Raw genomic sequence first — 18076 nt, 5'->3', positions numbered from 1 at the left:
TAACCGATGAAACTATTAAAAATACTATTCATATCATGTGTGTGTTGGCAATTTTCAGTTGCACAAAACTACAAACGTCAAGTTTCTGTTACTGCATACGATGAAACGAATGCTTCATTAACTGTAACTGTTACGGACGGAACGTATCATATAAAAGCCTATTCGGATGAAATTATTGAAACGACGTTTATCCCGAAAGGAGAAACTACACAAAATGATTCGCATGCGGTTGTAATGAAACCTACCATACCAAAGACTGAATTTTGGGAAGATAAACAGCAAATTGTATTTAAAACAGAAGGAATTTCGGCTGTAATTACCGTGTTACCATTTCAAATTAATTACGAATATCAAGGAAAACTCATCATTTCTGAGAAAAACGGCTATCAAAAAGTGGATGGTGGCGAAGCTATTGATTTCAATGTAACAAAAGATGAAATTCTCATGGGCGGCGGCGCACGAGCATTAGGCATGAACCGTCGTGGAAATCGCCTGAAACTCTACAACAGAGCGCATTATGGATATGAAACACGTTCCGAATTGATGAATTTTACCTTGCCAATTGTGATGTCTTCTAATGTGTATATCATTCATTTTGACAATGCACCAATTGGTTATTTAGATTTAGACAGTAAAAAAGATAATACACTTACGTACGAAACCATTTCGGGACGTAAAACGTATCAAGTAATTACGGGCAATTCTTGGATTGATGTGATTGATAATTATACAGATTTGACAGGAAAACAACCGTTGCCTCCACGTTGGGCATTTGGAAACTTTTCGAGTCGATTTGGCTATCATTCGCAAGCAGAAACTGAAGCTACGATTAAAGCATTTAAAGATGAAAAAATTCCTGTAGATGCTGTGATTTTAGATTTGTATTGGTTTGGAAAAGACATCAAAGGAACGATGGGAAATTTACAAGTGTACAAAGATTCGTTTCCTGATGCGAAGCAAATGATTAAAGATTTTAATGATCAAGGTGTGAAAACAATTTTTATTACAGAACCGTTTGTGCTAACAACTTCAAAACGTTGGTATGAAGCGTCAAACTTGGGCGTTTTAGCCAAAGATTCTGTGGGAAAACCCTATAAATTCGATTTCTATTTTGGAAATACGGGCTTGATTGATATTTACAATCCGAAAGGAGAAAAATGGTTTTGGGGAATTTATAAAGAACTCGCAGAACTAGGTGTTGCAGGTATTTGGGGCGATTTAGGAGAACCAGAAGTGCATCCTGAAAAGTTATTACACCATACCGGAACAGCCAACGAAAAACACAATAGTTACGGACACGATTGGGCACGATTAATTTATGAAGGCTATGCAAAGGATTTTCCGAATGTGCGCCCGTTTATTTTGATGCGTGCAGGCTATTCGGGTTCGCAACGATACGGACTCATTCCTTGGTCGGGCGACGTAAATAGAACTTGGGGCGGATTGCAATCGCAACCAGAAATTGCGCTTCAAATGGGCATGCAAGGTTTAGGCTATATGCATTCTGATTTGGGTGGTTTTGCTGGCGCTAATTTGAACGATAATTTATACACGCGTTGGTTGCAATACGGCGTTTTTCAACCAATTTACAGACCACATGCACAAGAAGAAGTTCCGAGTGAACCTGTATTTCGTTCCGCAAGAGCGAAAGAATTAGCCAAACAAGCCATTGAATTGCGTTATCAATTATTGCCGTATAATTATACGATTGCTTTTGAAAATAATCAAAAAGGAACGCCGTTAATGCGTCCATTATTTTTTGAAGATGATGATAATAAAGCATTGTACACTAATGTTTCTACATATTTATGGGGCAACGATTTTTTAGTCACACCAATTGTAAAAGATAGTGTGCAAACGAAAGAAGTTTATTTTCCGAAAGATGCCGTTTGGTTTGACTTTGAGACAGATGAAAAGGTACTTGGTGGACAAACGAAAATGGTGACTACGCAAGAAAATTTAATTCCTGTGTATGTTCGGGCTGGTGCTTTTATTCCAATAGCAACACGGATGCAAAGCACAGCAGATTATAATCCAAATGTGTTTAGTCTTCATTATTATCACGATAAAAGTAGTGCCAAAAGTGAACGTGAAATGTATATTGATGATGGTGAAACTAAAAATGCTTTCGAAAAAGGAATGTATGAATTGTTGGAGTTTGAAAGTGAGTTTGAGAAAGATCAATTAGAAATTGAATTGGAAGCAGAAACTGGTAAAAATTATGCAACTAGTACGAAAGAAATTCAAGTAGTTATTCATAACATCAACAAAAAACCTAGAAAGATAAAATTTCGCGGAAGACGTGTCAAATTTGATTGGAATAAAAACAATCAAACCGTTACATTCAACATTCGTTGGAACACTAAAAAAGAACGAGAAATTGTTATTAAACTATAAAACCAAACTTATTTTACATATCATTTATAAACTAACATAGAATGAAAAAACTAACTTTATTTTTAATCACAACGCTGTTATTTATTTCGTGTAAAACGGAAAAAAAAGAAGCTGAAAAAACACCTGAAACGAAAGAAAAAGCAATTGCCACAGTTTCAAGTGACATGATGGAAAACGCTGTTATTTACGAAGCAAATATTAGGCAATATTCAAAAGAAGGTTCGTTTGATGCGTTCACAAAAGATATTCCACAGTTACGACAATTAGGTGTAAAAATTATTTGGCTGATGCCTGTTTTTCCTATTTCAGAAACCAAACGTAAAGCTACAGGCGGCGATTTTGCAAGTAAAATTGAAGATCCTGAAGAACGCAAGAAATACTTAGGAAGTTACTATGCAGTTTCTGATTTTACTAAGATTAATCCTGAATTTGGAACGATTGACGATTTTAGAAAATTAGTCAAAACTGCACATGAAAATGATATGTATGTGATTTTGGATTGGGTTCCAAATCATACCGGTTGGGATCATACGTGGTTAAAGACAAATCCTGAATTTTATACAAAAAATGCTAAAGGAGAAATTACAGATCCGTTGAATGAAGATGGAATTCCTGTTGGCTGGGCAGATGTTGCCGATTTGAATTATGACAATGCAGCATTGCGCAAAGCCATGATTAAAGACATGAAATATTGGCTTACAGACGAAGGCATTGATGGTTTCCGTTGTGATGTTGCAGGTTCCGTACCGACTGATTTTTGGGAAGAAGCCATTCCACAATTACGCGCTACCAAAGATATTTTTATGTTAGCAGAAGCTTGGGAACCAGCATTATTGAAAGGTAATTTATTTGATATGGCATATGGCTGGGACACACATCACCGAATGAATCATATAGCTAAAGGAGAAGAAACGGTTGCAGATTGGGACAAACGTATGCAACAGATTGATTCATTGTATGAAGAAGATGATATTTTAATGAATTTTGTAACGAATCACGATGAGAATTCTTGGAATGGAACTATTGAAGAACGCATGGGTAAAGCTGGAGAAGCGTTTACAGCGTTGATTTATGTAGCTCCAGGAATGCCGTTAATTTATTCTGGACAGGAATATGATATGAAACATCGTTTGAAGTTTTTTGAGAAAGATGAAATTCCAAAAACAAAAGGAGCTATGTGGCCATTGTTAGACAAGTTGGGAAGTTTGAAAAACACACATGTTGCATTGCATGGTGGAAAAAATGCAGCCTCATACACTAAACTTTCTACAAGCCTAGAGGATAAAGTATTAGCTTTTAAACGTGAGAAAGATGGAAAAGCTATCTATTATATTGCAAATCTTTCTAATGAAGCTGTAATTACTAAAATTGAACTTACAGGAAGTTTTTCAAACTATATAAATGGTGATACTGTTATATTTAAAGAAGGACAAGATATTACATTACAACCTTGGCAGTATTTTGTTTTAGTAAATTAGACCGTTTCACTATTAGATTTTAGACCGCTTCGCTGTTAGAAGTTAGATTATTTGTGGTCATTGAGAAACATAAACGTTATAGCTTTTATGGGCTCAGATACTGAAGTCAAAAAGAAAAAAGTTACAATGATATCTTACGTCTGTCCGAAGAAATAATGAAGAAGCAAGCGGAAGTGCGGCGCGATAGCGCAACGCATGTAGCTTAGCGATTGAATGGTGCGCAGCAATTTCCTGCGGGCGGAATTGATTTTTTGTTTCTTTTGTATCAAGACAAAAGATAGTAAAACGAAAAAACTAACGGGAAAATATATTGAGATTCCCCTTTACAGGGGAATTAATTCAACTACACTTATGAATGCGCTTTCGCAAGCTTTTCAGAAATTACGTTGTTATAATGAATTTTGAAGTTATGGGGAATTAGCAAAATGTTTTAGCAGATTCCGCTCTACAGCGGAATTAATTCAACTACACTTTTGAATGCGCTTTCGCAAGCTTTTCAGAAATTACGTTGTTATAATGAATTTTGAAGTTATAGGAAATTAGCAAAATGTTTTAGCAGATTCCGCTCTACAGCGGAATTAATTCAACTACACTTTTGAATGCGCTTTCGCAAGCTTTTCAGAAATTACGTTGTTATAATGAACTTTGAAGTTATGGGGAATTAACAAAATGTTTTAGCAGATTCCGCTCTACAGCGGAATTAATTCAACTACACTTTTGAATGCGCTTTCGCAAGCTTTTCAGAAATTACGTTGTTATAATGAATTTTGAAGTTATGGGGAATTAGCAAAATGTTTTAGCAGATTCCGCTCTACAGCGGAATTAATTCAACTACACTTTTGAATGCGCTTTCGCAAGCTTTTCAAAAGCTAGTTTCATTAATCAAAAAGAGCCTCCTTACGGAAGCTCTTTTCTTTTACCAAAAATTGGTTATTCTTATTTGGGGTCTTAGGGTAATAAGGGAAATAATTTATAACCAATAAATTACTTTAACCATGAAAAAAAGTTAAGTTCAAATATACTATTCTCAGACATATAAAACCCTATATATTAGACAATAACCATCAAACCTTCGATGAATGAATACTTTTTATAGATGAATGTAGAGAAAATTGACAAAGTTGTGACAAGACTCTTGGTTTTGTTAGTCTTATACTACAAAAAACAACATTATTTTGTGACAATTTTGACAGTGTTTTTGTGTATCATTTGTATAGAGATGTAAAGTTAAGTTTTGTAACGTATTTCGACTAATTGTGATAAATGAGTTTAGTTGCATGATATTATTTCATGTGTTTTATGAGTATCTTTGTACTGCTCTAAAAGAATAGTATTATACATTTATGGAAGGTAAAAATATACAAACAGCAACAATTGGTGGCGGATGTTTTTGGTGTACTGAAGCCGTTTTTCAGGAAGTAAAAGGTGTAAAAACCGTCATTTCTGGCTATAGTGGCGGAACAGTTCCAGGGAAACCTACATATAGAGAGATTTGTTCAGGACTTACTGGACATGCGGAAGTGATTCAGTTAACGTTTGATGCGAATGTTGTTTCGTTTGAAGAAATTCTGATTATGTTTATGGCAACACACGATCCTACAACATTAAATAGACAAGGAGCTGATGTGGGAACACAGTATCGTTCTGTAATTTTTTATCATACTGAAGAACAACGTACGATTGCCGAAGCTGTATTGCAACAAATGGCAGATTATTATGAGGAACCAATTGTAACGGAAGTTACTGCCTTAGAACCTTTTTATGAAGCCGAAGCTGAACATCAAGATTATTATAGATCAAATCCACAACAAGGTTATTGCAGTTATGTGATTACGCCTAAATTAACGAAGTTACGACAGTTGTTTGGGGAGAAGTTGAAGTAGATTTTGTTTTCTTTGTTTAGACATTAAAACTTATTATAATAACCAATTTGATAACGTTCATTTTTGCACTTCATGCTTGAAGCTACGCTTCGCAATTCCACTTTTCACTCATTATTTCTTAAGATCGTCGCACTGACAAACATTTAACATTTTAGAATTCCATTACTCCAAAAAGAAAGCGCGTTCCGTTGGCGTGAGCAATCTGCATTGTGCTACTTTCCCCATGATTTTGTATCTGTATTTTGCGATTATATCATAAAATACATTACTTATAAACGATGGAATGATGGTAAAATACCCTACAAATCGATATGGACTTTCTACATGTGTTAGAATGCCTAAAAATGCTTTTGCCTTTTGGCGAACGATTCCTTTTTCAATTAAGATGATGGTATCTAAGTTTATTTCTAGATTAAATTTTGCCATGATTTGTTGTCCCGTTTCAGATTGAAATGATACAAATCGTAGTTCGTTTGAAGGTTTTTGATCTAGAATGAATTGAATCGAAGCATCACAAAATCCGCAAACACCATCGTAAATTACAATGTGGTGATGTTCGATCAATTCATCTAATTTTTTAGTAGTCATAACTTAGTTTTTTTAAGAAGTATGATCCAGTAAATAATCCTGCGGTTAGTATTGCCATGATTCCTGTGTAACTCACTGATGTGTGTACCGCGCCAAAGTAATCTGTTACCGAAACCAAGTTGATGTTGCTATAGATGAGGAAGAAAAACACGATTTCGAATAGTTTTTTTGATTTTGTCAGTGTTCCAAAAAATACAGAGAGTAAGATGATAAATATCGCGCCAAGCGTAATATTTAGTAAGGTATGAAAGTCTAATTCTACCATGTATCGTACTAATAACGGCATTGCAATAAATAGTGCAATACATACACCTGCAATGATTCTTGAGATGAATAAACGTTGTACAGGTTGGTATGATGATGCAGTAAAGTAGTGTGTTCTGAATGCGATGTCTTTTGTTACTAAATCTGACCAAACACCAACTTGTAAAAACCATAGCAATGGCAACATGTAGTGATGTGCAAATGTGAGTGGAACAAATACCATTGCAACCATTAAACAGAACGACATTCCCCAAAGCCATTTTGGACTTTTACGAATGAGCATGAGCATTTCTGCACCAATTAATGGTGATAGATGTGAAGAAAATTCAGGAACTGATGTGATGTTTCCAAGTTGGAAATCGGCACTTCTTCCGTTTGACTTTTCTTGTGGTTTTGTTTGTGTTGTTAATCGTTCTTTGATGTTGAATCTGTGAAAGAATAACGAACTTATTATTGCTACTATAAAAGCAAATCCTATCCAAAATAATCGTCCAAATATGTACGATTGTGTAAATGAGATACTTTCTACAGTTACAACTTTGTCTATGTTTCTTCCTCCAGAAATAAATCCGATAGCAAGCGCTGTATCTTGTCCTGTATGCAATGCTTGGATTTGATCACTTATAATTGTTGTTGGATATTGCAATCCGAATACATCATATATGCCTTGATTTTCTGATGAGGAAGCAAAAAGTACTGTAAAGAATCCTACTAAGAATATTCCGTATTGTAAGATTGTTTTTTTAGGAAATATAATTTCTAGTAGTAACGAAAAACTAGCTACTACAAATAGTGTTGGTATGGTAATAATTGTATACGGCAATACAAAATCTAACAGCTGAAAACTTTGTCCATTCCCGTAAAGGAATGATAATATAACGCTTACTATACATACTATAATTAGTATTGAAAATAGTATTAAAAAGTTACTCAATAATTTTGTAATGATGTACGCCGTATTCGATATGCGTGTAGTACCAATAATGTGTCCAATTCGTGTTTCAATATCTTTTCGGATGCTTCCATTGATTAAGAAAAAACCAACTAATGATAGAATTGTACTAGACATGATTGCCGTCACAAAACCAATCCAAGCTGTGTTGTAATCTCCTGTAAATGAACCTAACCGAATAGTTGTGTAATTTGCTTCTGGTGAAGGCACAAAGCTAAACGCAATGTATACACTGAGTGCTACAGTAATAAGAAACGAATAACTTCGTACATACTGTAAATAATTTCCTTTGATGATATTTTTGAATTGAAACATGGCAGTATTGGTATTAGTTTTTGGTTAAATAGATGTATGCATCTTCTAAGGTTGCTGTTACATTTTCTGCGTCAATATTTGGATTTTCAGAAATGTATCGTACTCTAAAACTATCTTGCATTCTGTATGAACTTACCACTGTATGATAGCTTTTAAAGTTGTTGATGTTTGATTTGCTCACCGTCGTTTCATAAACTTTTCCTTCGGCTAGTTGAATGATGTCTTCTTGCGAATCTTTTACAATGAGTGAACCTTGTTTCATAATGGCAACCTCATCGGCAATGGTTTCAATGTCTGATACGATATGTGATGATAAGATGATGATTCTGTCATTTGCCAAATCTGAAATTAAATCTCTGAATCGTAACCGTTCTTCTGGATCTAAACCAACAGTTGGTTCATCAAAAATGATCACTTTCGGATCGTTTAGCAATGCTTGTGCAATTCCGATGCGTTGAATCATTCCGCCAGAATAGGTTCCTAGTTGATTGTTTGCCGATTCTATAAGATTTACTTCCATTAATAGTTTTTCTATTCGTTCGCGCAATCCTCGTCCACCAACACCTTTCATTGCTGCCATGTACGACAGAAATTCAAAAGCATTTAGGTTTGGATATATACCAAAATCTTGTGGAAGATATCCTAACATTTTACGAATGTAGTTTGGCGATTTTAGAATATCATTTCCATTAAGAGAAATACTTCCTTGAGTTGGTTTACTGATAGAAGAAATCATTTTGATAAGCGTTGATTTCCCTGCGCCATTTGGACCTAATAAACCTAAGATTCCGGAAGATATATTGATTGAATAGTCACTCAATCCTAACTTTTTTGAGCCGTACTTTTTTGTTAAATTATTGATAGCTAATTCCATGTTGTTGTGTATTAAAGTGAATATTCAGTGTTGTTCTATTTTTTTATTTTATTTTCCTTTTAAAATCATGCGTTGGAAGTTCTCTTTTTTAGCAAATACTTCTGCTAAGGTGATTGCTTTTTTTGAAGTGATTTTTTCTTTTACTTCTGCTAGTTTCTTTTCGAAAACTTCTTTGCTTTCATATCCAATTGTAGTTGCATTTACAGATTCAAAGTAGTTGTCAGATTCTAATACCAATCCTGGTAATCCGTAAAATACATATGGTCCGCCACTTACTGGAATTTCTGGAGAGAACCAAACATAGATTGCTGGGTTTTTTTCTAGGTGTGCTTTTTTACACTGATATCCGTTGATTTCTTTTTGCTCATCTGTAATTTTCCAATTTAATTCACTTACTTTTCCTTCGAAATTGATTTTTTTACCCATAAAGATTTCTTTTCCTTGTAGTTTTCCGTCTGCATTTCTGTAGGTGTAGTACGTATATCCCGTAGTTCCTAAGTTTTCTACTTCGCTGATAGAATCAATGATGAAGAAAGATTCTTTTGTTTTGATATTTTGATAGAAGCTACTGTGAATTTTATATGCTTCCATTTTTGTTAGCATTTTAGAAAGTTCGCTTGGATCTTGTACTTGTTTTTTTAACATTCCTACTAGGAAATCAGATACACATCCTGTTGTGTAGTTTACTTTCAAGATGTTTTTGTCTTTCGTTTGTGCGTTAACATTTACTGTGATACTTACGAAGAAGATTGCGATTAAAATTTGAATTGTTTTCATGATATTGAGTTTTTAAATGGTTATATTAAAGTTTGAATTTGATTCCTAATATGATATAGTTTAATGATTGGTTGTTTACGATAGTATTAGTAATACCATTGCTTATGATGAATTGAGAATTGTATGCATCATTTTCAAAAAATGATAACAATTCGCCAATATGTCTAGCTTCCATACTGAAAACCATGTTGTTTTTTGTGTATGATACACCTAGATTTAAGTTCTTTCTTGAATAGGTTACATTGTTAATGTGGTTGTTGTCATATAAGAATGTAATGTTCCCGTTCCATTTTTTGTTTTTTACTAGTACTGCAAAGCTGTTTCTAGTGTAAGTAGCATCGTAGGTTGTGTTGGCAACTTCGTCGCTACTGAAAGAAATTCTTGAAGAGAATTCAAAATTGAAAAAATTATCCGTAATTGTTTGTAATCGTAAACTTGGAGAAAAAACTTTTGTCAAAACATCTACTTCTTGTTGCGCAATAATTGATGGATATTCTATTTGATTGTAACTTGCTGATACTACAATTTTTGTTGGATAACTTAGCGGTGCTAGTGTTTTAGAATAGTATGATGATACTTTAAATGTGTTTGTTTTATCCGCTAAGAATAAATTGAATTCTGAGATTCCATTTTCTTGTGCTATAAAGTTTCTTTGTAATGTATTTTTTTCTGTTCCGTATGAAGCTGTTACTGAAAAAGCTTCTCCATCAAAAATATTGTTGTAGTTATAACTTGCATCTACCAAGCTCGAAGAGTTAAATTCTAGCGGAAGCATATTGTTTCCATTCCAAATACTATTAAATGGTTGAATGGTAGTAATTCCGGAAAAGATGTTGTTAAAATCTCTGAATCGCTCATAACCAACATGATATCTGTTTAACTTATTTTCATAACTCATAGATGCATCAACATGAACAAAAGTGTCACTTTTATCTATAGTATTAGTTACAAGTGTGTTTGTGAATGAATTGAACCCAATGGTAAAATCATAATCTAGTCCTTTTACAATTCCATCACCAGTAACTTCTAAATTTACGTGATAACTATCTCGTTCTCTTCTAATTAACAACGAATTATTTAAGTTTCTATCTTTTAATTCTTCTTGTGTTCTGTAATAGTTTGCAGTTATTGTTGGTATAAAAGCATCTGAATATTTGTACTTTAATCCTATTGTTGCTTGTGCCTGATTTTTATCAAATTTATAGTTTTGAACAGCGTCTGTAATTGACATATTCTGTTGAATAGAATAGTTGTTTAATAACTTTGTGCCTTCACTAAAATAAGCTCCTTTTGCTTCTAAGATTATATTTTTTTGCAACTTTCTGGTATATCCCAATTGATGGTATGCTGAAAATATATTGTTATTGTTGTTTGAAAATGTAGTGTTAACGCCATTCGGATTTCCGTTGTCGAACAATTCATTTTGAATGGTACTTTTGTTTTTATTATTTACATAATCAATATTTAAGTTATAGCTAAGTATTGATTTGTTTGATAGTTTATACGCAATAGAAATTGCACTAAGAAATGATTGTGTTTTTGCTTTGTTTTCGTCAATTGTGTTTAACAAAGAAATATTATCTAATGTGCTAGCACTCTGAACAATACTATTAACTCTGTTGGGAGCAATGTAGTAAAATATACCCGCAGTTTTTAAACGTTGTGTCTGATTTCTTAGTGTAAGATTTGTACTTGTGAAGAAGTCTTTTTGTAAGTTTTCATTTGTTGAAAAAAGCTTTCCTACCAATACGCCTTCTTGATATTCTGATATTGGCAATCCATCTTTAAAAATACTTTTAATTTCGTTAGACGTAATGGTGGTTTTACCAATATTGTTTGTATTATTTGTTAAGAATGCGTTTAAGTTTTTAGAGAATAAAAACCCTTTTGCTTTGAACTCATATTTATCTTGATATCCTGCTTTTCCTTCAAGTGAGCCATTTAAGATATTTTTAAAATCTTCTTTTGTATCAATATTTAATACGGTTTCTTCATTTTCATCAAAATCTAATGTAAATTCATCATTGTAATTATTGATTACACTAATACCGTCAATAATGTTTTTTTCAATACTTTCTAACGCAATACTATTTTGATTTTCAAATGAAGGTTTTTTATTCACTAAGATTTTATCAATATTCTTTCCTTTATAAATAATAGTTCCGTCATCACTTAATCTGAAGTTTGGTATTTTTTCTAAAATTTCTTGCAGTTTTGCATCTTCGTATAATTTTAATTTGTCTAAATCTAACCGAACGGTATCTTTTACTTCATTACTTGAAATAATAATTACTTCATCTAAAGAAGCTTTGTTTTCTTCTAAAATAACATCTATTACTATTGGTGATTGTAAGATGTCGTTTGCTGTAATTGTTTTTGATTGTTTTAGGTATGAAATATGTGTGATTTCTAAAATATAGTTTTCTTGTACGTCACCTTCCAAAGTATATGCTCCAAATTCATTTGTTACCGTATATGTTATGATACTCTTTTTAGTGTCATATAATACAACCGCAGCTCCGTCAATAGCTATCTTTTGCGTATCCATCACCTTACCCTGGATACTCTTGGATTGTGCTAAGCACAATCCTGAGAGCATCATGAGAAATAAGAGGGTAATATGTTTGATTTTTATTGGTAACATTTTTGCTTTGCTTTTTATTTTGATTAACAATGTGATGTTTTATACTACTTACCTTGCATTACTATGTAATAGGGTAAAAAAAGTTAATCTTCTTTTTTCTTTCGAGTGATTTTTAATATTAATGTAATTATAATATACAGTACTAATGCGCTAAAAAACATTACTGGAATAAACCAGTTTCCTAGTACTTCTGTTACATTTTCATCAGTAGTGCGTACTCTTCCTAAGGCTAAAAATTTTCCATTTTCGAAAAACAAACCAGTTTCTGCTGGATTTATAATTTTAAAAATCATTAAGATTCCAAAACCAAATAGAAATATGTACAAAATTGCAAATACTGTATAAATGATTCCACTTTTTATATTCAAGAATATGGCTTGAAATATATGCATTGGATTGAACGTGCGTGTAGCTTGATTTAATTTTTTTTCCGCTACCAAAGATTTTAAAACCTCTTCCGGATCTCCTAAACTTTGTGTTATTTTTAGTAATTTTTCTACTTCTTCTCCTTCATGTATATTTTGAATGCCTTCGTATATGTGACTGTTAAACTCCATCAATACATCTTCTCTATCACTTTTTCCGAGTACAGAAATGGTTCTACGAATTCTTCTGATATAACTATCGTATATTTTTTGTGCCGACTTATCTGTGAATTCAATATTTTTCATTTCGTTAGCTTTTGAATTGATGTTTCCAAACGACTCCAATACACTCTCATTTCTGTTAAAGTCTCAGTTCCCGTTTCTGTAAGTTGATAATACTTTCTTGGAATTCCTGATTCTTGCTCTACCCATTTTGAAGTTACTAAACCTTCTTTCTTTAATCGATTCATTAAAGGATATAAAGTACCTTCTGCAATTTCTATGGTGGTAAATTTTCGGACTTGCTCCATTAATTCGTATCCATAAAACTCGTTGTCTTTTAATACATTTAAAAGAATAAATGCTAAGGTTCCTTTTTTAACCTGTGACTGCCATTTTTGAACAAATTCAGAATTCATATGTCAAATATACATAAAATACATAGTAATACAATGTACTTTGTATAAAATTAAGCCAACTTCTTTTCTTTTAGCAATAAACCATTGATCCTAAACATTTTAGCAATCGACTTCCAATTAATATAGTGACCAAATGCTACAATATTTAATAAAATCATTATCATGCCAAAGGTGTAAAACTGCATTATAATTGCAATACCAATATGCAAGAAGAATATTTTTATCAAAAACCATTTTCTTACTTTAGGCATAAAAATAAGCAGTGGATATACCAATTCTAACAATACTGCCCAAGACAAAACTTGAAATACAATTGGATACTCTATAAAGTTCAACATTGTATCTACAGATTCTGGCATAAATGAATTTAATACATACCACATAGCGTTTCCATCGAGCCAATCGGTTCCTAAAATTTTTCCAAAACCAGCAAAGAAATAAACGATGCATAAATGAAGTTGCATAAATCGAACAATAAACGAATACAATGCATTTCCTTTATCTTCTTGTATAACCGTACTAATATTTAAAAAGATGTTAAAGAACAATAAGAATGAGATAAAATAATCAGCTCCATATGAAAATAAATAACTAGAGTTTACAAGCGTTATGTGAATAAACCAAGCAATTATTGAAAATAGCACTGGTTTGTATTTAGATAATACGGACATTAACGATACTAGATAGAATGCCAATATTGCCAAAATGACTGCTTTTTCTGGAATTCCAATATGCATCAATGGATTTGTAAACCATGCTAAACGCGGCTGATAAAACGTAAGGAAGCTGTTGTTAATAGAAGCATCTACCAAACCATCAGAAGCAAATATTTCATAAATATCTGGGGAAATGATCAATAAATTAATGATACAAAAAACGCCAATTACTATAATTATATTATTTCTATTCAGAAACTTCTCATTACTCTTAAAGAAGAAATTGTCTATAATTGTTTTCATGATTCTTTTTGTTTAAGTTCTTTTTTAGAAATTGTAAAACCTAAAAGCTTTTGATGCTTTACTTTGTACCCAGTTGTTCTTACTTTTGTTAGATTGTCAAATTGATACATATCTAAATACACATCTATTTTTTCTATAGCTGGATTACTTGCGAAATACCATTTTGAAAATGATTTTAAAATATCTGTTCTCACTTTTTTATATCTAAAATTTGATTCGAAGAAATAACTTGCTGTTTCAAATTTTAAAACGGATTCTTGTGTATTAAGCGGCATACTCATTTCTTGTCCATCAACAATAAAAACTAATTTCATATTGAAACGAGATACATTTGGTGAGAAAAATGAATATCCTCTATTTGTTCCTGTAAATGTAGATTGAAAATGTATAATGTCTTTTACAAAATCTGGTTGATGCGCTGATGCATCTATATTTTGAGCTACAAATCTTCCAAATGGATTGAGTCGGTGCGCATATTCTTCATTATCAAACTGAGTATATCCTGAAAAATTGATTGTTAATGAAGTGTATAAATGAAATACTAAGTATGCTAATAACCCTATTTTTAAAGCTTTCATAATATTTTGTTTTAGTAGTTAGAAAGCTTGGTAAAGAAATTTTTGATTGGTAAATCATCTATTTCGCAACCAAGGACACATATACAAACGATAAGGTGTTTGTATTAAAAGTCAAAAAAAGGAGACAAAGGCTAACCTTGTCCCCTTTTTTTATAAATACTAGTTAGCAGTACTAGGTGAAGCTGGCTCAGCTGGTGCTTCAGAAACAGTTCTTCTCCATACCCACTCGCTAGATACTAATTCCCAATCTTTGTCTACTAATAATGCGTCAACATCAGCAACTTCGATTACTTGTAAATCGTCCATAGTTACTTCTTGTGCGTTTGAAGTTGAAATTGCAGATCCTGCAAAAAACGCTACTAATGCTAATGCTCCTGTTAATTTTACTAATTTTTTCATAATGTTAAAGTTTATAAAGTTTTGATTTCCTACTCTATTTAAGGTTTTTCGGATTTCACCTGATTGAGAGTGGTTGTTGCAACAAATTCTCACTGGCTAAATAATGATGTAATTTTCACATTTTCAAATGGTTAGTTTTGGTATTTATAAATCCAAGCATGAGATTTATAAATACCACCTTTCTAAATTTCTCCTAAACCCACATAAAGACTTGAATGACAAAGAAGTGTCATTATTCTTTCAAAATTTGATATCTTTATAGTATAAATAAGCACTAAAAGTGAATTTTTATACTTATTGAATCAAAACTGTATTTATTAACCTACTTTTTTAGATTGTATTTTTTTACATAAAAGACATTTAAGGGAATGTTTTTTCATTTCTAAAAAAAAAATTGAGAAAAAGTGATGATTTTTTGCATATACAAACCAATTTTTTTAAGATTTATAAGACCTACTCGTACAAAAACTCCAATGGTAATGCTATTTTTTAGCATTATTTTCTTCGTTTTTGGTATATCGAGCTCGTTTTCTCAAGAAAATAACTTCGAAAAAGTTAATTCAGATTTCATTTCTAAGCCTGAGAATTCAGAAAAAAACCTACTTACAGTCAAATCATACCTCAAAAAAGCAAAAAAAGACAACGATTTACTCAAAATAGTAGAAGGTTATGAGTTGTTAATTACACATTATAGTCATACAAAAACAGCAATTTCGTATTCGGATAGTATTATTTTATTGTCTAAAAATGCAAAACTTGACGGTTATCCAGGCAAAGGATACTTATTAAAAGGAATTCAATTATACTACAATTCAAAATATAATGAAGCGCTGGACAATTTTGCTATAGCAAACGATTTAGCAATTACATCTAAAAATATTGCACAACAGGTTTCCATTAAACATTATATAGGATTATTAAAGAATGTAAGTGATGAAAAAGAAGAAGCCTTAACCATTTTTCAAGAGAATTTAGATTTTATTACAAAAAACGATTATCATAAAAGAGATAAACAACAATACCTAAAATCGGTATTCGCATTAGCAGATTCGTATAATAAGAATAGACTTTTAGATTCTGCCGAAGTAGTTCATCAACGTGGAATTGTTGCCAGTTTAGAAGACCCAGATAAATACTTATATCCTTGGTTTTTGCTATCGCATGGAATTACTTCCTACCTAAAAGAAGATTATACCAAAGGAAAAGATAGCTTACAAAAAGCAGCTACGTTTTTTGAAACTAATGAAAAAGCCTTATCGTCTACTTATTTATACATATATAAATGTTTAGAGAAACAGCATAAAAACAACGAATCGTTACCCTACTTATATAAGATAGACTCCATTTATCAACAACATCCTAAAGTTGTTTTTCAAGCCAGAGAAGCTTATGAACTTTTAAACGCAGCACACAAAATTTCTGGTGATGATGCGGCACGATTGACTGCCATTGAAAAATTATTAGCTGTAGATGATATTATTTCGAAAGATTATCAAAACTTAGGAAAAAAGATTGTGACCAAATATGAAACGCCCTTATTGATTTCTGAGAAAGAAGCATTGTTAAGTAAAAAAGAAGAGTTGATTACAAAATTGGAAGATTCTAACTTCTTATCACGAAAAACAATTCTGGTTCTTATTATTATATCAGTATTACTTTTGGGAGCTATTTTTTACTTTTCTCGCAGAAATGCAGTGTATAAAAAACGTTTTGATGCACTTATGTTACAATATGAGCATAAGCATAAAGAGGAAAAAGAAGAAGTGGTTAAGAAATTGCCTGTAGCCGCAAAAAATGCTGTAGGAATTCCGAAAGAAATTATAGATGCCGTTTTAATAAAACTAGATAAGTTTGAAAAGAATCATAGGTTTGCCAAAAAGAGTTATACACTTACCAAACTTGCAAAAGAGTTAGACACAAATAGTACATACCTTTCAAAAATCATTAACATGACTAAAGGAATGAACTTTGCTAATTATATGAATGAAATTAGAATTGATTATGCCATCGTACAATTAAAAGAAAATAAAGTGTTTAGATCGTACACAATAAAAGCAATTGCTATTGATGTTGGGTTTAACAACGCACAATCATTTTCGGTGGCTTTTCATAAAAAAACAGGAATTCATCCATCGTATTTCTTAAAACAACTTGAAAATCAGGAGTTGAAGGAAACAGCATAATACTTCATACCACTAGCACTGAAAACTTTTATACAAGACCGTTTAGATACTAGGCAAGTTGAAAAAGTAGTAGCTTTGCGTAAAATTAAAAAAAGTAGCACGTGTTAAACTCTGAGTTAAAAATCATTTTTGAAATTGAAGAAAACGAAACGACTACAATTCAGAAAAAATTAATTCACAATAAGAACTCTAGGAGAAATAAAATCAAGTTGCGTAAGGAAGACTATGAAGAAACTATACTAAAGTGGTGTTTATTCGAATATATTCAGCCTGTAGAAGACAATCCTTACGATACAGCATTTTTCCCGCTTACTTCCTCTGAAGCATTAAACAATGGTTTATCTGCAAACTCTATAATTAACTATCTCAACTCAAATTTAGTTTTTGATTTTTATCAACCGAAAGAAAATGATAAACTAACTATACGAATGGAATATAAGTTTCCTAAAATGTATAGAAAATCAAGACCGTATATTGGCGATTTCATTTCATTACTATTTAATACAGAATGGAAAATAAATAGAAATTTTGATGATATCTATGCTTCATACAAAGAAGTAAAACATGGGAAACTTAGTATAATTGAAAATAAGTAGACCTAACAGAGTTATTTTAATCTCTATATAAAATTCTTCAAACCCTGTATTAAAAAAAGATAATTCACGTTTCTTTTAGATTAAAAAAGCATCTAAAATTAACTGTACATTTCAACCCAAAAAGTCCTTTTTTTATCATTTAACACAAAAAAATAAGCCTTTTTAGCTCAAATTTGTTAAAGCAAC

General features: G+C 31.9%; 15 protein-coding genes. 5 read left to right on the top strand and 10 right to left on the bottom strand.

Annotated features, from left to right (window positions below):
• The first annotated feature begins 6 nt into the window (after window positions 1–6).
• The 3 genes from ACQ654_RS15585 to msrA all read left to right on the top strand — a co-directional run bounded on the left by ACQ654_RS15585 (window position 7) and on the right by msrA (window position 5758).
• The gene (locus tag ACQ654_RS15585; RefSeq protein WP_430411270.1) at window positions 7–2397 is read left to right on the top strand and encodes a TIM-barrel domain-containing protein; all 2391 of its coding nucleotides are present in this window, start codon (window positions 7–9) and stop codon (window positions 2395–2397) included.
• A 41-nt stretch (window positions 2398–2438) separates the two neighbouring features.
• Window positions 2439–3875, top strand: a complete 1437-nt coding sequence (locus ACQ654_RS15580) for an alpha-amylase family glycosyl hydrolase (protein WP_430411269.1) — start codon at window positions 2439–2441, stop codon at window positions 3873–3875.
• A 1343-nt stretch (window positions 3876–5218) separates the two neighbouring features.
• Window positions 5219–5758: a peptide-methionine (S)-S-oxide reductase MsrA gene (gene msrA, locus ACQ654_RS15575; protein WP_430411268.1), complete on the top strand. Its 540-nt coding sequence runs from the start codon at window positions 5219–5221 to the stop codon at window positions 5756–5758.
• Window positions 5759–5920: 162 nt separating this feature from the next.
• Here the strand turns inward: msrA and ACQ654_RS15570 are convergent, their stop codons facing one another.
• The 10 genes from ACQ654_RS15570 to ACQ654_RS15525 form a co-directional block, all read right to left on the bottom strand.
• Window positions 5921–6346, bottom strand: coding sequence for a thiol-disulfide oxidoreductase DCC family protein (locus tag ACQ654_RS15570; protein ID WP_430411267.1), 426 nt, complete (start codon window positions 6344–6346; stop codon window positions 5921–5923).
• Entirely contained in the window at window positions 6336–7877 is a 1542-nt protein-coding gene (locus tag ACQ654_RS15565; RefSeq protein ID WP_430411266.1) for a hypothetical protein, read from the bottom strand. The genes ACQ654_RS15570 and ACQ654_RS15565 overlap by 11 nt, the downstream gene beginning before the upstream one ends.
• Before the next feature lie 13 nt (window positions 7878–7890).
• Window positions 7891–8751: an ABC transporter ATP-binding protein gene (locus ACQ654_RS15560; RefSeq protein WP_430411265.1), complete on the bottom strand. Its 861-nt coding sequence runs from the start codon at window positions 8749–8751 to the stop codon at window positions 7891–7893.
• A gap of 48 nt (window positions 8752–8799) precedes the next feature.
• Window positions 8800–9528, bottom strand: a complete 729-nt coding sequence (locus ACQ654_RS15555) for a GLPGLI family protein (protein WP_430411264.1) — start codon at window positions 9526–9528, stop codon at window positions 8800–8802.
• Between the two features lie 25 nt (window positions 9529–9553).
• On the bottom strand, window positions 9554–12172 hold the full coding sequence (locus tag ACQ654_RS15550) for a carboxypeptidase regulatory-like domain-containing protein (RefSeq protein ID WP_430411263.1): 2619 nt from the start codon (window positions 12170–12172) through the stop codon (window positions 9554–9556).
• An 83-nt stretch (window positions 12173–12255) separates the two neighbouring features.
• Window positions 12256–12843 carry an HAAS signaling domain-containing protein gene (locus tag ACQ654_RS15545; RefSeq protein ID WP_430411262.1) on the bottom strand — a complete coding sequence of 196 codons (588 nt, stop codon included), beginning with the start codon at window positions 12841–12843 and terminating at the stop codon, window positions 12256–12258.
• Window positions 12840–13175 carry a PadR family transcriptional regulator gene (locus tag ACQ654_RS15540; protein WP_430411261.1) on the bottom strand — a complete coding sequence of 112 codons (336 nt, stop codon included), beginning with the start codon at window positions 13173–13175 and terminating at the stop codon, window positions 12840–12842. Before ACQ654_RS15540 ends, ACQ654_RS15545 begins: the two co-directional genes overlap by 4 nt.
• Window positions 13176–13225: 50 nt before the next feature.
• The gene (locus ACQ654_RS15535) at window positions 13226–14134 is read right to left on the bottom strand and encodes a hypothetical protein (protein ID WP_430411260.1); all 909 of its coding nucleotides are present in this window, start codon (window positions 14132–14134) and stop codon (window positions 13226–13228) included.
• Entirely contained in the window at window positions 14131–14712 is a 582-nt protein-coding gene (locus ACQ654_RS15530) for a hypothetical protein (protein WP_430411259.1), read from the bottom strand. Before ACQ654_RS15530 ends, ACQ654_RS15535 begins: the two co-directional genes overlap by 4 nt.
• A gap of 159 nt (window positions 14713–14871) precedes the next feature.
• On the bottom strand, window positions 14872–15111 hold the full coding sequence (locus tag ACQ654_RS15525; RefSeq protein ID WP_430411258.1) for a hypothetical protein: 240 nt from the start codon (window positions 15109–15111) through the stop codon (window positions 14872–14874).
• A 479-nt stretch (window positions 15112–15590) separates the two neighbouring features.
• Between ACQ654_RS15525 and ACQ654_RS15520 the strand changes: the two genes are divergently transcribed.
• Both ACQ654_RS15520 and ACQ654_RS15515 read left to right on the top strand, forming a co-directional pair.
• Window positions 15591–17294, top strand: a complete 1704-nt coding sequence (locus ACQ654_RS15520) for a helix-turn-helix domain-containing protein (RefSeq protein ID WP_430411257.1) — start codon at window positions 15591–15593, stop codon at window positions 17292–17294.
• Window positions 17295–17395: 101 nt separating this feature from the next.
• Complete coding sequence (locus ACQ654_RS15515) at window positions 17396–17890, top strand: hypothetical protein (RefSeq protein WP_430411256.1); 495 nt, start codon at window positions 17396–17398, stop codon at window positions 17888–17890.
• Window positions 17891–18076 lie beyond the last annotated feature (186 nt).

Origin of the sequence: Kordia sp., assembly GCF_965283645.1 — a bacterium.
Lineage (GTDB): Bacteria > Bacteroidota > Bacteroidia > Flavobacteriales > Flavobacteriaceae > Kordia.
This window is presented reverse-complemented; position numbering and strand designations above follow the sequence as displayed.

Bases quoted from the DNA above. Each gene is read 5' to 3' on its own strand.
- ACQ654_RS15580 (WP_430411269.1), top strand. From the start codon at position 2,439: ATGAAAAAACTAACTTTATTTTTAATCACAACGCTGTTATTTATTTCG.
- ACQ654_RS15550 (WP_430411263.1), bottom strand. From the start codon at position 12,172: ATGTTACCAATAAAAATCAAACATATTACCCTCTTATTTCTCATGATG.
- ACQ654_RS15525 (WP_430411258.1), bottom strand. From the start codon at position 15,111: ATGAAAAAATTAGTAAAATTAACAGGAGCATTAGCATTAGTAGCGTTT.
- ACQ654_RS15535 (WP_430411260.1), bottom strand. From the start codon at position 14,134: ATGAAAACAATTATAGACAATTTCTTCTTTAAGAGTAATGAGAAGTTT.
- ACQ654_RS15520 (WP_430411257.1), top strand. From the start codon at position 15,591: ATGCTATTTTTTAGCATTATTTTCTTCGTTTTTGGTATATCGAGCTCG.
- ACQ654_RS15555 (WP_430411264.1), bottom strand. From the start codon at position 9,528: ATGAAAACAATTCAAATTTTAATCGCAATCTTCTTCGTAAGTATCACA.
- ACQ654_RS15530 (WP_430411259.1), bottom strand. From the start codon at position 14,712: ATGAAAGCTTTAAAAATAGGGTTATTAGCATACTTAGTATTTCATTTA.
- msrA (WP_430411268.1), top strand. From the start codon at position 5,219: ATGGAAGGTAAAAATATACAAACAGCAACAATTGGTGGCGGATGTTTT.
- ACQ654_RS15540 (WP_430411261.1), bottom strand. From the start codon at position 13,175: ATGAATTCTGAATTTGTTCAAAAATGGCAGTCACAGGTTAAAAAAGGA.
- ACQ654_RS15565 (WP_430411266.1), bottom strand. From the start codon at position 7,877: ATGTTTCAATTCAAAAATATCATCAAAGGAAATTATTTACAGTATGTA.
- ACQ654_RS15560 (WP_430411265.1), bottom strand. From the start codon at position 8,751: ATGGAATTAGCTATCAATAATTTAACAAAAAAGTACGGCTCAAAAAAG.
- ACQ654_RS15545 (WP_430411262.1), bottom strand. From the start codon at position 12,843: ATGAAAAATATTGAATTCACAGATAAGTCGGCACAAAAAATATACGAT.
- ACQ654_RS15585 (WP_430411270.1), top strand. From the start codon at position 7: ATGAAACTATTAAAAATACTATTCATATCATGTGTGTGTTGGCAATTT.
- ACQ654_RS15570 (WP_430411267.1), bottom strand. From the start codon at position 6,346: ATGACTACTAAAAAATTAGATGAATTGATCGAACATCACCACATTGTA.